The sequence below is a fragment of the Leuconostoc garlicum genome, from assembly GCF_001998805.1.
GTDB lineage: Bacteria > Bacillota > Bacilli > Lactobacillales > Lactobacillaceae > Leuconostoc > Leuconostoc lactis.
On the sequence record NZ_CP016329.1, the window covers coordinates 128323 to 142825 of the forward strand.

A 14503-nucleotide genomic window follows, 5' to 3' on the forward strand; every position below is an offset into this window, starting at 1 on the left:
AACCCAAAGCCGGTCCTGCGCTCAATGTTTTAAGCGTCGACCAAGCTCGCGTTCTTGGTCCCGACGTTTGATATCTTCGCGTTTATCATACTTCTTTTTTCCGCGACCAATGCCAATCAGGACTTTGGCAAAACCATGTTTCAGGTAGACCTTTAAGGGTACAATCGTAACCCCTGGTTCGGCCGCAGCGCGACTTAATTGATTGATTTCGCGTTTATGCAAAAGTAATGGTCGTGTTCTGGTTGGATCAACGTTGAATTGATTACCTTGCGCATAAGGCGCAATTGTCACATTCGTTAATAGTGGTTGCCCATTATGAATCGTCACAAAACCATCCCCGATGGTAATTTGTCCCGCACGGACAGACTTAATTTCAGTCCCAGTTAATGCAATCCCAGCTTCAAACGTGTCTTCAATTGCATAATTAAACCGCGCCTTGCGATTTTGTGCAAGATATTTTTCTGTCTGTTGTTGCTTTTTTGCCATACTGTTCCCGCCACTAAAAAATTAGTCTTTCATTGCGCATCGCTTTAGAAATTTCGCTTTGCATCACGCTTTTGGCCTTGCTTAGCATCTAAGTTACCGCGACGTTGTCGTGGTCCTTCAGACTTACCGCGACGCTCATTCTTACGACGCTCTTCGCGATTACGGCCTTTACCAAACTTACCATTGTTCTTTGACGCCACACGGATGTCGGTTGTTGGCGTATTTTCTGGATCCACTAACATAAAGTCAACAGTCCGTTCTTCTTTGTTAACGCGCAAAACTTTGACACGCACCTTTTGACCAATTTGGAAAATACGGTGCTTTGAGCGGCCAATCAAGGCAGCGTGTGCTTCATCGTATTCATAATGATCATCGGTCAAGTTAGAAATGTGCACTAATCCTTCAACCGTGTTTTCTAAGCTAATAAACAAGCCAAACTTCATGGCTGAATTGACAACACCGTCAAATTCCAGACCCACTTTGTCTAACATGTATTCGGCCTTCTTCAAAGCATCAACATCACGTTCCGTGTCAATCGCACGCCGTTCACGGGCACTGGTATCTTCACCAATTTGGCCGAGCTTATCGGCATATTTTGCTTGTGCTTCCGGACCATAACCATGTTTTTCATACCACTTAATGAGGCGGTGAACCGTCAAATCAGGGTAACGACGAATTGGTGATGTGAAGTGTGTATAGTAATCAGCTCCCAAACCAAAGTGGCCAATAGGATCTGGTGCATACTTCGCTTGCTTCATTGCCCGTAGCATCATCGTTGAAATCATTTGTTCAGCCGGATCACCAGCCACATCAGCCATTAACTGTTGCAACATTGCTGGTGTTACCTTGCTTGGATCACCATAAACCGGGTGTCCCAATGCCTTTGAAAATTCAAAGAATGACTTCGCGCGTTCTTCATCGGGCATCTCGTGAATACGATAAAGGAATGGCACTTCTAACTTGTCAAAGTGCTCCGCGACTGTTTCGTTTGCCACTAACATGAAGGACTCAATCATCCGTTCTGCTGTGCCACGTTCACGCAGCTTAATATCAACTGCCTTACCTTCATCGTCTACCACAACTTGTGCTTCTGGCGCATCAAATTCGATTGCCCCACGCTTTTTACGCATGTTGTACAAAATGTCATGTAATTCGCCCATGACTTTAAACATCGGTGTCAATTGTGCGTATTCGTCTTGCACAAACACATCACCATCAAGAATCTTGTTGACCGCATCATAAGTCATCCGCGCATGCGACTTAATCACAGATGTGTGCAAACGGTGGTTCACAACTTGTCCTTGTGGATTGATTTCCATTTCAACAGACATTGCCAAACGGACAACATTAGGATTTAATGACGCAATCCCGTTTGAAATGTTACGTGGCAACATTGGGATGACACGGTCTGTCAAATAAACCGATGTCCCACGCTTATAGGCTTCCGCATCAATCGTTGACCCTTCCGTGACGTAATGTGACACATCGGCAATGTGCACACCTAAATGATAATTCCCATTATCTAACTTCCAAGCCACAACGGCATCATCGATATCTTTCGTATCGGCACCATCAATTGTGACCAGTGTTTGTTCAGTCAAATCTTCACGACCGGCCCAATCAGATTTCGGCACGTCAACTGGAATTTTGGCTGCATCATCCAACACTTCTTGTGGGAATTCACTTGGTACTTTCTTAGAATAGACAATTTGCAAAATGTCCATCCCAGGTTCATCCTTGTAGCCTAATGTTTCCGTCACCGTTGCCACTAGTTCACGTGGGTGAACTTTATCTGGGAAACGGGTAACATCCGCGACCACAACTTGACCATCGTTTGGCGTAATGCCATCAGCACTCACCAAAACTTTATAACCCATAGCCTTTTTGTCACTGAGTTTGATTTCTCCAATCATCCCCTTCGCTTCTGAGCCAAGTGAGAAAGTCCCCACAACCCGTTCAAAGGCGTGGCTGATAATTTCTTCTACCTTACCTTCAGGGCCACGGTCGGCTGATGCTGAAGGCTTAACTGTTGAAACCCGCACCGTATCACCTTGCATGGCTTGTAACGTATTTTCAGGATTGATAAAAAAGTCCGGTAATTCACTGTCATATTTAACAAAGCCAAATCCTTTGTCATTGGCATGATATTCACCAATCCCATAGCCGGCATTGACGTTATATGAGAATTGGCCATCTTTTTCGACGGCTTCCCCATCACGCACAAGCGCATTCATCGCATTAATCACGTCTTGGTAGCCCGCAGCTGAATTCATGCGTAGGCCGTCCGCCATATTTTGTGCACTAAAGGATTGTTCGCGGTTTGCTTTTAAAAAACCGCCAATTTGAGATTTTAATTGTTCTACTGCCATAGTCTCCTCTTTCTATATTTCTCCAAAATAAAAATTTCCAAAATAAAAAGTCAGTCTACAAAAAGAGCAAACTGACCTTAATCATTCTTAATGCGCTGACAAGTACATTAAGGCGAAACCGATAATGAACCACAACCCGCCTAAAATAGCTGTTGTGCGTCGCATCACCGCTTCAAACCCGCGTGACTTACGTTCAGCGAATAAATCGCCAGCGCCACCTGATAAAGCAGATAACGCATCTTGTTGTTTACTTGGTTGCATCATGACTGTCACAATGAGCAATAGACCCACAACAATCAGAGCAACGGTGAGTATTTTTGCCACAGTCATAACTCCTCATTAAATCATTAATACCTATTATAACAAAAAATAACGTCTTGTGCACAGAATTTTTATCACAAGACGTTATTTATGTCGCGGGCTGCTTAATTACCTGCCGCCAAACTAAACATTAAAATACCACCAGCAATAGCCACGTTCAAACTTTCCGCTTGACCTTGGATTGGGATATACAAGTTAGCAGTCGTTTTCGCTGCCAATTCTTCGGCCATACCTTGACCTTCGTTACCCACAATTAGCGCAAATTGCGTACTTGGTTCGATTTGACGATAAGATTGCGCTGCTTCATCCAATTGTGAACCATAAACTGGCAAGCCATTCGCAGTCAACGCATCTGTCCATTCATTCAAGTCGCCGTTTAAGACTTCCAAATGGAATTGTGACCCTTGCATGGCACGAACAACCTTTGGTGAATAAGCATCAGCTGTACCTTCGCCCAAGACGACCCCTTTGAAGCCAGCAGCATCGGCCGTACGAACCAATGTCCCAACATTACCTGGATCTTGAATCTTGTCAAGCAACAACCAAGCGCCATCATGCACATAACTTGGATCAAACGTCTTGTCTGGCAATGAGATTTCGGCAAAAATGCCTTGTGGTGTATTGGTCCCAGCAATATGCTTGGCGACTTCTTCACTAATTTCAAAAGCTGGTACACCATGCGGTACATCCGGCAAGTGTTCAGCCATTTGGGCTTCTGTCGCCATCACGGCATGGAACTTGGCCTTTGCTTTAATAGCTTCTTCAACTAAATGCCAGCCATCTAGTAAATAAGTCTTGTTTTCAAGACGGCCTTTCTTAGTAGCGAGCTTTGCCCACGCTTTCACACGACTGTTTTGATTTGATAAAATACGATCCATAATAACTTCTTTCTGTTCTCTTGAGAACTAACAAAAGTACGCCAAATTTTTGGCGTACTTAAACATTAACGCTGCTGTTTACCAGCATTACGATTGCGCTTTGATTTTGGGGGTAATACTGATGTTTGTTCGGCTGCAGGCGCTGCTTGTGTTGCTTGCGCGCCCGGTGTCGTTTGCGCACGATCTGCTAACAAATCATCTGCTGTTTTCTTAATTTTAAATTCACGCGCCACACGCTTTTCCAAACCAGGACGTTGGAAGTGCAGAATCAAAGACTGCAAGAGGGCGAACAAACCACCCACGATAAAGTACAAGCCAATTGCGCCACTGGCAATCATAGCAAACACAAAAATCATGATTGGACTGATCAACATCATGGTTGCTGACGCCTTCTTTTGTTCTTCTGGCATCCGTAGCACGGCAATCCAAGCTTGCACCAAGTAAACCACACCGGCTGCAATCGCAAAGATCAATTGTGGTTGCCCTAAGCTAAGCCCAAAGAAAGTTGCCCCTTTCAATGCTGGAGCGTGTAAAATAGCAGCGTACAAACCAGAAAAAACTGGTAGTTGCATGGCTAAAGTCAAAAATGAAATACCGCCAATGACACTGACGTCGTTTTCGCGATACAGTGACATCATCGCCATGCTGGCTTGTTGTTGTTCAGCAGATGTCCCTGCCTGACGTGAGATGGCCTGTAATTTATCAATTTCAGGCTTTAATTTTTGCATTTTAATTTGGTTAATTGTTGTGTTGACTTGTTGATTCAAGAAGAACGGCAACAAAATCAAACGCAAAATCGCTGTAATAATGATAATCGCCCAACCGATACCATTGACACCACCAATAACGTGCGCAATATTGGCCATGATATCTGCTAATGGTTGCCCAATCCAGCGGTACATACGACTATGTTGGCTATAGCCACCGGTAATTAAGATAATATCTAAAATCACAAAAGCTATTGTGAGGACGCGCTTGACTTGTTTCATGAGGTTATTTTTTTCTCCTGGTTATTACAGATAACCATTATACCAATAATTCCTACCTAATGGTAAAGTTTTTCCCTTCAAACGGCGCAATCGGTGTTTTAACAAGCTGTGTGACGTGACTATAGGCACCAGGTCCAGCAGCAATGATGGTTAAAAAACGATCAATAGCAGCCGGTTCACCCTGAATCGCCATTTCAACCGAGCCATCTGTTTTGTTCCGTACCCAACCACTGATGTGATGGCGTTCTGCTGCCTGCTGGGTAAACCAACGAAAGCCAACGCCTTGGACACGACCATAAACATTAATTTGATAGCTGACCATGCTGCGCCTCCCGATAAAGTGGTAAGTGGATGGTAAAAATTGACCCCGATCCCAGAGCACTTTCAATGGCAATTTCACCACCGTAAGCGTTAACTAGGCGTTGGGCAATACTCAAACCAAGCCCATTGCCTCCTTTGGCACGGGAACGTGCTTTATCAACACGATAAAAACGATCAAACACCCGTCCCGCATCTTCAGTCGATAACCCTTCACCAAAGTCTTGGACCCCGATTTCAACACGATTAGCCGTCTGCGACAAGGCAAAATGAATTTCCTTACGATCTGTTGAATACTTCACCGCATTATCCGCTAAGATAATTAAGATTTGTTCCATGTGATCTTGACGAACTTTCACATTCGCTTCATGCGTTAAGTCATCATCCAAGGTGAAAATAAAATCTGGATGAATCAACTTAAAGTTGTCATACACACGATGCACTAAACCACCAATTTCCGTGACTTCTTGAACATTTTCAATTGGAATTTGTTCCGCACGGGTCAGGTTTAACATTTCATTAATCAGTGTTTCCATCCGTTGCATCTCGGCAAGGGATGATTTAATCGAATCATCCAACACTTCCGGTTCATCTTTCCCCCAGCGATTAAGCAAATCCATATGCCCTTTCACAATGGTAACGGGGGTTCTCAGCTCATGGGAAACATCGGAAACGAATTGTTGCTGCGCAGCAATCAAATTTTGTAGCCGATCAATCATCCGATTTAACACACTGACCAAATCCGAAAATTCATCATTAGGGCCGGTCTGTTTCGCCCGCACCTCAGTCATCGGATCATCACGTAACGCTTCAATGGTTGTCTCAATTGACTTGACGGGACGTAAAATCAGACGCGTTAGTAGAAAAGCAAAAATAAAAATGGCCACGCCGCCTAAAAAGACGGTTCCCCATAACCAATGGTACAAGTGGGGCGGTAGCGTGCCATAATATTGCTTAATTCGCGCAATGACAATCAACGTAAAGAAAATGAAGACAACAAAAAAACCAGACGCCATCCCCAGTGACAGTTGCCAACCTAATGAGAAACGACGTGCGGCTTTTTGAGTTGTATTTTTTTTGTCAACCATAGTATTTATTAGCTGCGCATCACATAGCCAGTACCACGAACAGTCTGGATATAAGATGCTTTACTTTCTGGATCGTCAATTTTGTTACGTAAGTAACGAATGTACACATCAACTACGTTGGTTTCAACTTCAGAGTCAAAGCCCCAAACTTCCTTCAACAATTGTTCACGTGATTGCACAACGTTAATGTTTTCAACCAACGTCAAGAGCAAGTCATATTCACGCTTTGTCAAATTGATAATTTGGTCATCACGACGTGCGATACGGTTTTCTTTTTCAATTCGCAAGTCTTTGAAGTTAATAATTGACCGGTGCTTATCACTTGATTCCGTTTCGATTGCAATACGACGAAGGAGTGACCGAATACGTGCCAACAATTCTTCAATGGCAAATGGCTTCACCAAGTAATCATCTGCACCGTAATCCAAACCTGAAACACGATCAATCACTGAATCACGTGCTGTCATCATAATGATTGGTGTCTTCTTTGTTTCACGCAAACGACGGGCAACTTCCAAGCCGTTTAATTCCGGCAACATCAAGTCAAGCAAAATAACATCATAGTTATTTTCCAGTGCGGCGTCTAGTCCTGAACGACCATCTAAAACTGTTTCGACTTCATAGCCTTCATGCTTTAGTTCAAGGCCGACAAACTTTGCCAAGTTTTCTTCATCTTCAACAATCAATACTTTGCTCATTTTTTGTCCTCAATAGTTAAATCGGCAACGCCGAATCCAATTCTTTTACTTCCCTATATTTTAGAGTAGTTTCTAAAAATTTGCAAGTTTTTTCTCATTCTTTGAAAAAATCGTCTAATTTTGCTAGTCTTGGGTCCAACTGCTCGGTTTCTGCTGCTTTTTTCTCATTTTCATAAGTTGATTCACTGATAACATGCCAATCTTGTCCAGATGGTAACACATCATTTTCCAGCTCTTCCGCCGTCAAAATTTGCAACGGTAATTCGGCCACAATGTTGTCAAGGACGGCTTCGTCGACGTTAAGTGTATCATTTTCTAATACAAACACAGGATCGGTCTCTTCAAAGTCAGCCAACCGCTTCTCATCTTCAACATAACGTTCTTCAATCACCAAATCCACTGGCCGTACAACTGGTGCTAATGATCGTGATGATGGCACTGTGACTTCCCCTGTCACATGCGCGTTAAGTAGCAAATCGTCTTGGTCAGTGTATTTAATTTGCCCAGTCACGTGAAGTGGTGGCAAAGCTAAAATGGTGTCTGGAAAACGTGTTTTAGCCAATGTCTCAAGCGTTAAATCTTCATCGAAAGTTAACGCATTTTGGCGAAATTTTTGTAGTTGATTTTTATGATATTTCATTTGTTTCTCCCCTGTCTGCTTGTTTTTGGCCGGTCACATGAATCGGCTGACGTGTCACGTCCTGTTGTTGCCCAGGCTCATTGGCCAATAACTGCCAGATTTTACCTGCTTTATAATCTAATCGCAAGTTAGCCTTGGCAAGATTTTGATCCACTTTACTAATCAACGGTAACGTTACCGTCTTTTTAATCTGATTGAGGAATTGTTGTCCTGCATCGGTAAATCCAAGAATGCGCAAATAAGGATCTTGCATGGCTGCCTGCATTTGATCAACCTTAATATTGAGTAACGTATACAACAATGTGCGCTGCATCCGTGCAAAAGTATAGCGCTTTGATTTCACTGACTTAATAAAGCTCTGATAATTTTTGGGGCCAGGTTCACCCAGTGCTACTGCCGCTAAGCGATGTTCTAAGCCTTCAGCCATTTGATAAACTTGCCCCAACTGCCCAATTGTATCCGTCATTAAGCGGTACTTCAATAATTGCCAAAATGGCGTTTCAAAAGCAATCGTATGTGGGGCTTGTGCAATCGCCTGTAATGTCGCTTCTGGCACAACGCCCTGTACTTTGTCAAGTTTGCCTTTATGCAAGGCCAAACGGATTGATGAGGCCGATGCAATGGTTTGATCATCAGCAAAACTTTGATCGTGATACCCCGCAGCCACCCGTTGGATAGGATGTAACGTCATGTCAACGCCCAATTTAATGACCGCTTTAGCATAGCCAAATGCCAAAATGTCATTTGGATCTTCTAACACGAACCCCGTCTCTTCGGCCAATTGCGTCGCATAAGCATGCGCAAAAGTTTGATTTTTTTCTTGGAAAGCATGACCGTCTTCGACACTTGGTGCCTGTTCAGCGAGTTTTAAGAAATCAACATCTGCATGTTCACTCCCAAAAACCATGTCTGTGATGCCCATTGCTGACAATAAGCGCACCGCACCTTCTGCGAAAATATGACTGGGTTGTACCGCATAAAAAGTTGGCAACTCAATCACGAGGTCGACCCCATTTTCCAGTGCTGTTTGCGCCCGTGTCCATTTATCAAATAAAGCAGGTTCCCCACGTTGGACAAAATTACCCGACATCACGGCCACCACAACATCGGCCCCAGTCACCGCTTTGGCTTGTTGTATGTGGTAACGATGCCCATTATGAAATGGATTGTATTCAGTTACTAAACCAACAACTTTCATGCTTTCACCGCCTTAAAGAACCAGCGATCTGTGGCATCATCAATGGTACTGTCACCAAAGCCCGCCGACACCGCTATTTGCTCAAATCCTGCTAAACGTAGTTCGCGTTCATAGGTCGCTAAATCATACGTTTGTTCATGATGAATTTCACGTAAAATTTTAAACCCATCAATCTGCTCGTCATACACGAAAAACTTTAAATCATGATCAACACTGTTGGCCGCTTCCCCTGGATAACTTGTCCACATGAAGATATTGTCGGCATCATCATCGTTATTATAGTAATAGTCAGCATAACCAACATTAACCTGATGCGGTGTAATGACGTCAAATAAAAACTGACCGCCCTTTTCCAGATGAGCGGCAACTTCACGGATGGTTGCCTGAAAATCGGCCAACGTTGGCAAATAATTTAACGCATCCGCAAAACTCACAATCGTTGGATAGGTTTTCTGCCAATCTGACCAATCGCGCATATCGGCTTGTAACAAGTTCACATCCACGCCAGCTGCGGCGGCGTGCTGTTGGGCCAACGTTAACATCTCGGCCGACATATCCAGTACATCAACTTGGTAACCGCGTTGCGCCAATAAAACAGCCAATCGCCCGGCACCACCACCAAGATCTAAGATGTCGCCTGGTTGCGTTTGACTGGTCACAAAGTCTGCCCAGGCACGATACATCTCTTGATCAAATAACTGATCGTATTTTGCCGCAAAGGTTGAATAATTATTTTGTAAATTTTCGTTTGTCATAAGTTCTATTTTAACAGAAAAAAGACGAGCTGCCGCTCATCTCAATTAATCAGTTACCAATAATTCTGTGATATCAACATATGGTGCATCATGCCAGAGGCGTTCCAAGTTGTAGAAATCACGTTGTTCTGTTGAAAAGACATGGACAATAACGTCACCTAAGTCAATCAACACCCAATCCGCTGCTTGGAAGCCTTCAATTAACTTAACTTCGCCCCCAGCTTCTTGAATTTTGTCTTTTACTTCCGTCACAATTGCCTGTACTTGCCGGTTTGAAGCGGCATCGGCAATGACAAAGTAATCAGCCATTAAGCTGACTTGTTGCATATCAAGGGCCACAATGTTGTTGGCCTTTTTGTCATCTACAGCCTTAATAGCTGTTTCTAATACTGTTTTTACATCTAATGCTGTTGTCAAAATATTTGCCTTTACTTTCGTTTATACGTTGCCCTTAAGCACGGGGCAACCAATAATTATAGGTTGTAATACTCTTTGGATAAATCGGTGTTTCTTTTTCGACCAAACGTAAAACGGTGTGGACAATTTGGTATTTTATACCGGCAGCCAGTGATTGGTCCGTCAAAGTACGCGCTGTTTCAACCCCTGGAAAAGTCCGCCCCAGCTCCAAGTAATCTGCCATAAAAATAATCTGTGATAACAAAGACATGTCTGCCCCTGATCCCGTTGTGTGTTGCCGAACCGCTGTTAAGATGTCTGGGTAATCAATCCCCAACTCATCACGAATCATTTCTGCCCCAACAACACCATGCCAAATGTAATTACCCCAATTCACTAAATCAGGATCCAAATTCTTGGCCTGAATCACAGCAAGAAAATCTTCATCAGCGCGTTCTTTTGCATAGTCATGCACAAGTGCGGCAATTTCAGCCTTTTCTGGTGACACACCATACTGTTTCGCTAATTTAAGCGCGTAATCTCTGACACGTAAGACATGTTGAAAACGATAGTCCGACAGTTGCGCGGCAACACGCGTTTCGAGTTCTGCAATACTGCCATCAAAATACTTAGTCATATAGCCCTCGATATAAATGATATTCTTCAATAAAATAACTCACCCGTTCTGGTACCAGATAACGAATACTTTGGTTTAACCGCAGTTTTGTCCGAATGTCTGAAGCAGAAATTTGAATTTTGGGTACGTCACACCAAATAATGGGATAGTCCGATTGGCCTGCCTGTTGCGTCGTTTTACCGGCTGCTAGTTGCACCAACTGTACCAGGTCATCAATATGTGCCCAAGTTGGCAGTTTTTCAACGAGATCACCACCCATGATGAAGGTGTAAGCATTTTCCGGATGTGCTTGCGTCAGGGCCAACATGGTTTGGTAGGTCAAAGATGGCCCACCATGATAGATTTCAATCAATTCAAGGTCAAAGAAAGGATTGCCCATAATCGCTTGGCGAACCATTTGAACACGATCCGCAGGCGCAATCGCACTGGCATGGCGTCCGTCTACCGGTTGCGCATTTGGCATCCAATAAACCTTTTCCAAACCCAATTGCCGCCCAATACTTTCCGCTAATACCAATTGCCCAATATGTGGTGGATCAAAAGTGCCACCAAAAATACCGACACGATGTTGCGGTTGCACGGGGGCTTCCTGCAGTTGCCTTTGTGTGATCGTTGTTGCTATCCCTTGCATTGACATGACTACCTTTTATTAAATCTTTGCTAATGCCACAGAAATTTTCTTATATTTATCTTCTTGCGCTGGCAAGTACAACACCAGCGTCCGGCCGATCACTTGTGCGACCGTAATGTCTGAGTGTGATTGAATAAATTCAGCCACCGCTTGCGCTGAATCATCCGCACTTTGCTGAATGCTAATTTTAATTAATTCACGCTTGGCAATTGCCAAGACAATTTCATCCACCCAAGCTTGGGTCAACCCATTTTTACCAACCGAAAAAATAGGTGAGAGTGTGTTTGCTTGTGCGCGCAAAAAGCGCTTTTGCTTTCCAGTGAGTTGTAACATTAAATCATTGCCTTTCGAATAAGGACAGAAACGCCCTGTGGTGCCCAACCGCTGACTTGTACGCCAGCTGGCACAGAAATCCAACCCAAACCTGCAAACACAATATCACTCTTTTCAGTCGTTTTAAATGTGTGCTTCACAAGTGGGGTTGCTGTTTTTGGTGCCGGTGTTAATAACGTCCCAACATGCTTCTCATAAAAAGCATCTGCACCGGCCAGTTTTGTCCGGTGTAAATTGAGATTATTTTCAAAATATGCCGTAAATGAGGCACGTTCCCCTGATTCAAAATCAAAGCGGGCGAGCCCACCAATAAATAGGGTTTGTTCCGGATTCAATTGGTAAGTGCGTGGCTTAATTTCATTTTTAGGCAACGCATACTTTAAATCTTTGTCCGACAACACGTGCGCAATTTGGTCACGCTTGATAATCCCTGGTGTGTCAATCAAATGCTTCCCATCAGATAGCGGAATTTCGATTCGATCTAACGTTGTCCCTGGGAAACGTGAGGTCGTAATTAAATCCTTCACCCCTGTGCTTGTCTTAATAATTTGGTTAATTAACGTTGACTTCCCAACATTGGTTACCCCAACGACAAAGACATCACGACCGGCACGTAATTCATCAATTTCAGCCAACAACGCATCAAGATTTTGTGGGTGCGTCGCTGACGTCAAGAAAATATCGACCGGCTTAATGCCTTGCGCCTTCAATTCGGCTTGCAACCAATTTTTCAATCGATTTTTGTTCAACAACTTTGGCAATAAGTCTACCTTGTTGGCCACTACCAAAATTGGATTGTCTTGTCCCACAAAGCGTGGCAAGCCAGAAATTTCTGAACCCGTCACATCAAAGACATCAATCACGTAAACAATCAAAGCGCGTGTGTCGGAAATTTGGTGTAACAAGCTCGCAAAGTCATCATCAGTCAATTCTAAGGGTTGAATTTCATTATAATGCCGCAAACGGAAGCACCGTTGGCAAAGTAATTCATCCCGGTCAATCGCCTTCTTTAAGGCACTCATTGGCAGATAACCCGACTTATTTGGGTCATCAACCTGGATTAAAGCGCCACAGCCAATGCAGCGCAAACCATCATTTAATTCTTCTCGGACATATGCGTCCGTTACTTCAGTTGTCACGAAGTGATTTCTCCCATTTTAAGTTTGGATGTGCACGAAAAACAATTTTTTTCACTTGCTTTTCAATACTACGATTAAGCCACGTTTGCCACATGTCTGAGTCAATTAAACGTTTAACAAGGACACTACGTACGCCGGCTGCATGTGCTGCCCAAATGTCGGTCAACATTTGATCCCCCACCATAATAACCGATTGCCGATCAAGATGGTGTGTTCGCAAAACATGCAAAATACCTCTTGGTAATGGTTTAAGCGACCAGGAAACGAATTGTACCCCTAACGGTTCAACGGCCTTCGCTACGCGTTTGGTGGTATTGTTTGACACCACAATCAACTCGATCCCACCCTCACGTAAATCAGCTAACCACTGACGCAATTCAGGGGTGCCATTTGGATTGTTCCAAGCAAGTAACGTATTATCCAAATCAGCTAGGACCGTTTTGACGCCATGAGCTTTCAGGTCGTCAACTGTCAAATCATATATTCTTTCAACCATATAGGTTGGCGTAAATTGTTCTAAGCGCATGCAAATCATCATCCAGTTTATTTATTCTATTCTATTATACACTACTCTGCCACTAAATTTGACACCACTCTTGTCGTGGACAAATTAGGACCAAAATAGAAAAAGCACACCGGAGTGTACTTTTACATTTGAACCGTATGATTCACACCAAACAAGGCTTAATACCAGTTGTTCGCTTGCCAATGTGCAATGGCTTGCGCCACTGTGCCATAACGATCAGCAATGTATTTCTGCATGGCTTCAAGTTGCACCGCGTAGTTGCCGCGATAGTTTTGGCCTGGGACGTATTTGGCATAATAATTTTCGCTTAATTGGCCAATCCCATAGTAAGGTCCGTTTTGCGCGTTAACGTTACCGCTACTTTCACGTGCAATCAACCATTGCAAATCACCAGAAACTGGTGCTGGTGTTGCTTCAGCTGGCTTGGCTGGTGTTGCAACTGGTGTCACAACAGCAGGCGCAGCTGCCGGCGCTGTTGGTGCCGGTGTCGCAACTGGTTCTGCAACGGCCACAGCTGGTGCTGCTTCAGCCGGCGCAGTTGCCGCTGGTGTTGTGTCTTGTTCAGCAGTAGCATGTGCCGCCACTGCTTGACTGACTGACAATTGGACTGACTTCACGTCAGCTAATGAAGCAACAGCTCGGTCTACCGCTTTTACACTAACTTGTTCGTTTAATGAAGCGGCATCCGTTGGATGACTTTCAGCTTTAAGTTGCGCGCCGAGAACCCCCAACGTCATACCAGTTACTGTTGCACTTGTGATTAAAATTTTCTTTAACATCATGTGACTTATTTTGACGTATCAATATTACATATATGTAACATAGCCAATCAAAAACCAGTACAAAAACCTTTTAATATACAAACATGCAACAATATATATATTTAAAAAGTCATCCCAACCCAAAAAATCGGCTGAACACGCAGTATCATGGTGCTTTTAAAACGAGGCTAAAAACGATGATTGGTGAAAAATACCCCGCAATTCCAGTATAAAACATGATTTATTTAATATTTTTGTAACATTGGTGCGAAATTTTGTTACATTGCTTAACGCTTTTGTCAAATAAAAACGCCACCTCATTAATTTGAGGTGACGCTAA

General features: G+C 43.6%; 18 protein-coding genes. All 18 read right to left on the reverse strand.

Going from position 1 to position 14503, the window contains the following annotated elements:
* Window positions 1-21: 21 nt before the first annotated feature.
* A complete protein-coding gene (smpB, locus tag A9176_RS00625) occupies window positions 22-486 on the reverse strand; it encodes an SsrA-binding protein SmpB (protein ID WP_010004616.1) in 465 nt (154 codons plus the stop codon).
* A gap of 44 nt (window positions 487-530) precedes the next feature.
* Complete coding sequence (gene rnr / locus A9176_RS00630; protein WP_077281861.1) at window positions 531-2855, reverse strand: ribonuclease R; 2325 nt, start codon at window positions 2853-2855, stop codon at window positions 531-533.
* An 87-nt stretch (window positions 2856-2942) separates the two neighbouring features.
* Window positions 2943-3179, reverse strand: a complete 237-nt coding sequence (secG, locus tag A9176_RS00635; protein ID WP_278320906.1) for a preprotein translocase subunit SecG — start codon at window positions 3177-3179, stop codon at window positions 2943-2945.
* Between the two features lie 101 nt (window positions 3180-3280).
* Window positions 3281-4054: a TrmH family RNA methyltransferase gene (locus A9176_RS00640; protein ID WP_019040287.1), complete on the reverse strand. Its 774-nt coding sequence runs from the start codon at window positions 4052-4054 to the stop codon at window positions 3281-3283.
* A gap of 65 nt (window positions 4055-4119) precedes the next feature.
* On the reverse strand, window positions 4120-5043 hold the full coding sequence (gene yidC / locus A9176_RS00645) for a membrane protein insertase YidC (protein WP_077281862.1): 924 nt from the start codon (window positions 5041-5043) through the stop codon (window positions 4120-4122).
* A 52-nt stretch (window positions 5044-5095) separates the two neighbouring features.
* Entirely contained in the window at window positions 5096-5365 is a 270-nt protein-coding gene (locus tag A9176_RS00650; protein WP_029509872.1) for an acylphosphatase, read from the reverse strand.
* Window positions 5346-6449 (reverse strand): sensor histidine kinase, encoded by a 1104-nt coding sequence (locus A9176_RS00655; RefSeq protein ID WP_077281863.1) that lies wholly within the window; start codon window positions 6447-6449, stop codon window positions 5346-5348. The genes A9176_RS00650 and A9176_RS00655 overlap by 20 nt, the downstream gene beginning before the upstream one ends.
* 8 nt (window positions 6450-6457) lie before the next feature.
* The gene (locus A9176_RS00660) at window positions 6458-7147 is read right to left on the reverse strand and encodes a response regulator transcription factor (RefSeq protein WP_010001175.1); all 690 of its coding nucleotides are present in this window, start codon (window positions 7145-7147) and stop codon (window positions 6458-6460) included.
* A gap of 94 nt (window positions 7148-7241) precedes the next feature.
* A complete protein-coding gene (locus A9176_RS00665; protein ID WP_077281864.1) occupies window positions 7242-7787 on the reverse strand; it encodes a YceD family protein in 546 nt (181 codons plus the stop codon).
* Complete coding sequence (locus tag A9176_RS00670) at window positions 7774-8985, reverse strand: nucleotidyltransferase (RefSeq protein WP_077281865.1); 1212 nt, start codon at window positions 8983-8985, stop codon at window positions 7774-7776. Before A9176_RS00670 ends, A9176_RS00665 begins: the two co-directional genes overlap by 14 nt.
* Entirely contained in the window at window positions 8982-9740 is a 759-nt protein-coding gene (locus A9176_RS00675) for a class I SAM-dependent methyltransferase (RefSeq protein ID WP_077281866.1), read from the reverse strand. Before A9176_RS00675 ends, A9176_RS00670 begins: the two co-directional genes overlap by 4 nt.
* A gap of 45 nt (window positions 9741-9785) precedes the next feature.
* The gene (gene rsfS, locus A9176_RS00680; protein WP_010001179.1) at window positions 9786-10157 is read right to left on the reverse strand and encodes a ribosome silencing factor; all 372 of its coding nucleotides are present in this window, start codon (window positions 10155-10157) and stop codon (window positions 9786-9788) included.
* A gap of 34 nt (window positions 10158-10191) precedes the next feature.
* Window positions 10192-10773, reverse strand: a complete 582-nt coding sequence (gene yqeK, locus A9176_RS00685; protein WP_077281867.1) for a bis(5'-nucleosyl)-tetraphosphatase (symmetrical) YqeK — start codon at window positions 10771-10773, stop codon at window positions 10192-10194.
* Window positions 10766-11404 carry a nicotinate-nucleotide adenylyltransferase gene (locus tag A9176_RS00690; RefSeq protein ID WP_029509878.1) on the reverse strand — a complete coding sequence of 213 codons (639 nt, stop codon included), beginning with the start codon at window positions 11402-11404 and terminating at the stop codon, window positions 10766-10768. The genes yqeK and A9176_RS00690 overlap by 8 nt, the downstream gene beginning before the upstream one ends.
* Before the next feature lie 18 nt (window positions 11405-11422).
* Entirely contained in the window at window positions 11423-11737 is a 315-nt protein-coding gene (gene yhbY, locus A9176_RS00695) for a ribosome assembly RNA-binding protein YhbY (RefSeq protein ID WP_029509879.1), read from the reverse strand.
* Entirely contained in the window at window positions 11737-12876 is a 1140-nt protein-coding gene (gene yqeH / locus A9176_RS00700) for a ribosome biogenesis GTPase YqeH (protein WP_077281868.1), read from the reverse strand. The genes yhbY and yqeH overlap by 1 nt, the downstream gene beginning before the upstream one ends.
* Entirely contained in the window at window positions 12866-13402 is a 537-nt protein-coding gene (locus A9176_RS00705; RefSeq protein WP_010002663.1) for a YqeG family HAD IIIA-type phosphatase, read from the reverse strand. Before A9176_RS00705 ends, yqeH begins: the two co-directional genes overlap by 11 nt.
* Before the next feature lie 158 nt (window positions 13403-13560).
* Window positions 13561-14181, reverse strand: a complete 621-nt coding sequence (locus A9176_RS00710) for a peptidoglycan-binding protein (RefSeq protein WP_172412937.1) — start codon at window positions 14179-14181, stop codon at window positions 13561-13563.
* Between the last annotated feature and the right edge of the window lie 322 nt (window positions 14182-14503).

Coding starts and splice junctions, on each gene's coding strand:
- A9176_RS00640 (WP_019040287.1), bottom strand. CDS start 4,054: ATGGATCGTATTTTATCAAATCAAAACAGTCGTGTGAAAGCGTGGGCA.
- A9176_RS00655 (WP_077281863.1), bottom strand. CDS start 6,449: ATGGTTGACAAAAAAAATACAACTCAAAAAGCCGCACGTCGTTTCTCA.
- A9176_RS00710 (WP_172412937.1), bottom strand. CDS start 14,181: ATGTTAAAGAAAATTTTAATCACAAGTGCAACAGTAACTGGTATGACG.
- yidC (WP_077281862.1), bottom strand. CDS start 5,043: ATGAAACAAGTCAAGCGCGTCCTCACAATAGCTTTTGTGATTTTAGAT.
- A9176_RS00670 (WP_077281865.1), bottom strand. CDS start 8,985: ATGAAAGTTGTTGGTTTAGTAACTGAATACAATCCATTTCATAATGGG.
- A9176_RS00665 (WP_077281864.1), bottom strand. CDS start 7,787: ATGAAATATCATAAAAATCAACTACAAAAATTTCGCCAAAATGCGTTA.
- yqeK (WP_077281867.1), bottom strand. CDS start 10,773: ATGACTAAGTATTTTGATGGCAGTATTGCAGAACTCGAAACGCGTGTT.
- A9176_RS00675 (WP_077281866.1), bottom strand. CDS start 9,740: ATGACAAACGAAAATTTACAAAATAATTATTCAACCTTTGCGGCAAAA.
- A9176_RS00660 (WP_010001175.1), bottom strand. CDS start 7,147: ATGAGCAAAGTATTGATTGTTGAAGATGAAGAAAACTTGGCAAAGTTT.
- smpB (WP_010004616.1), bottom strand. CDS start 486: ATGGCAAAAAAGCAACAACAGACAGAAAAATATCTTGCACAAAATCGC.
- A9176_RS00690 (WP_029509878.1), bottom strand. CDS start 11,404: ATGCAAGGGATAGCAACAACGATCACACAAAGGCAACTGCAGGAAGCC.
- A9176_RS00705 (WP_010002663.1), bottom strand. CDS start 13,402: ATGCGCTTAGAACAATTTACGCCAACCTATATGGTTGAAAGAATATAT.
- A9176_RS00650 (WP_029509872.1), bottom strand. CDS start 5,365: ATGGTCAGCTATCAAATTAATGTTTATGGTCGTGTCCAAGGCGTTGGC.
- yhbY (WP_029509879.1), bottom strand. CDS start 11,737: ATGTTACAACTCACTGGAAAGCAAAAGCGCTTTTTGCGCGCACAAGCA.
- rnr (WP_077281861.1), bottom strand. CDS start 2,855: ATGGCAGTAGAACAATTAAAATCTCAAATTGGCGGTTTTTTAAAAGCA.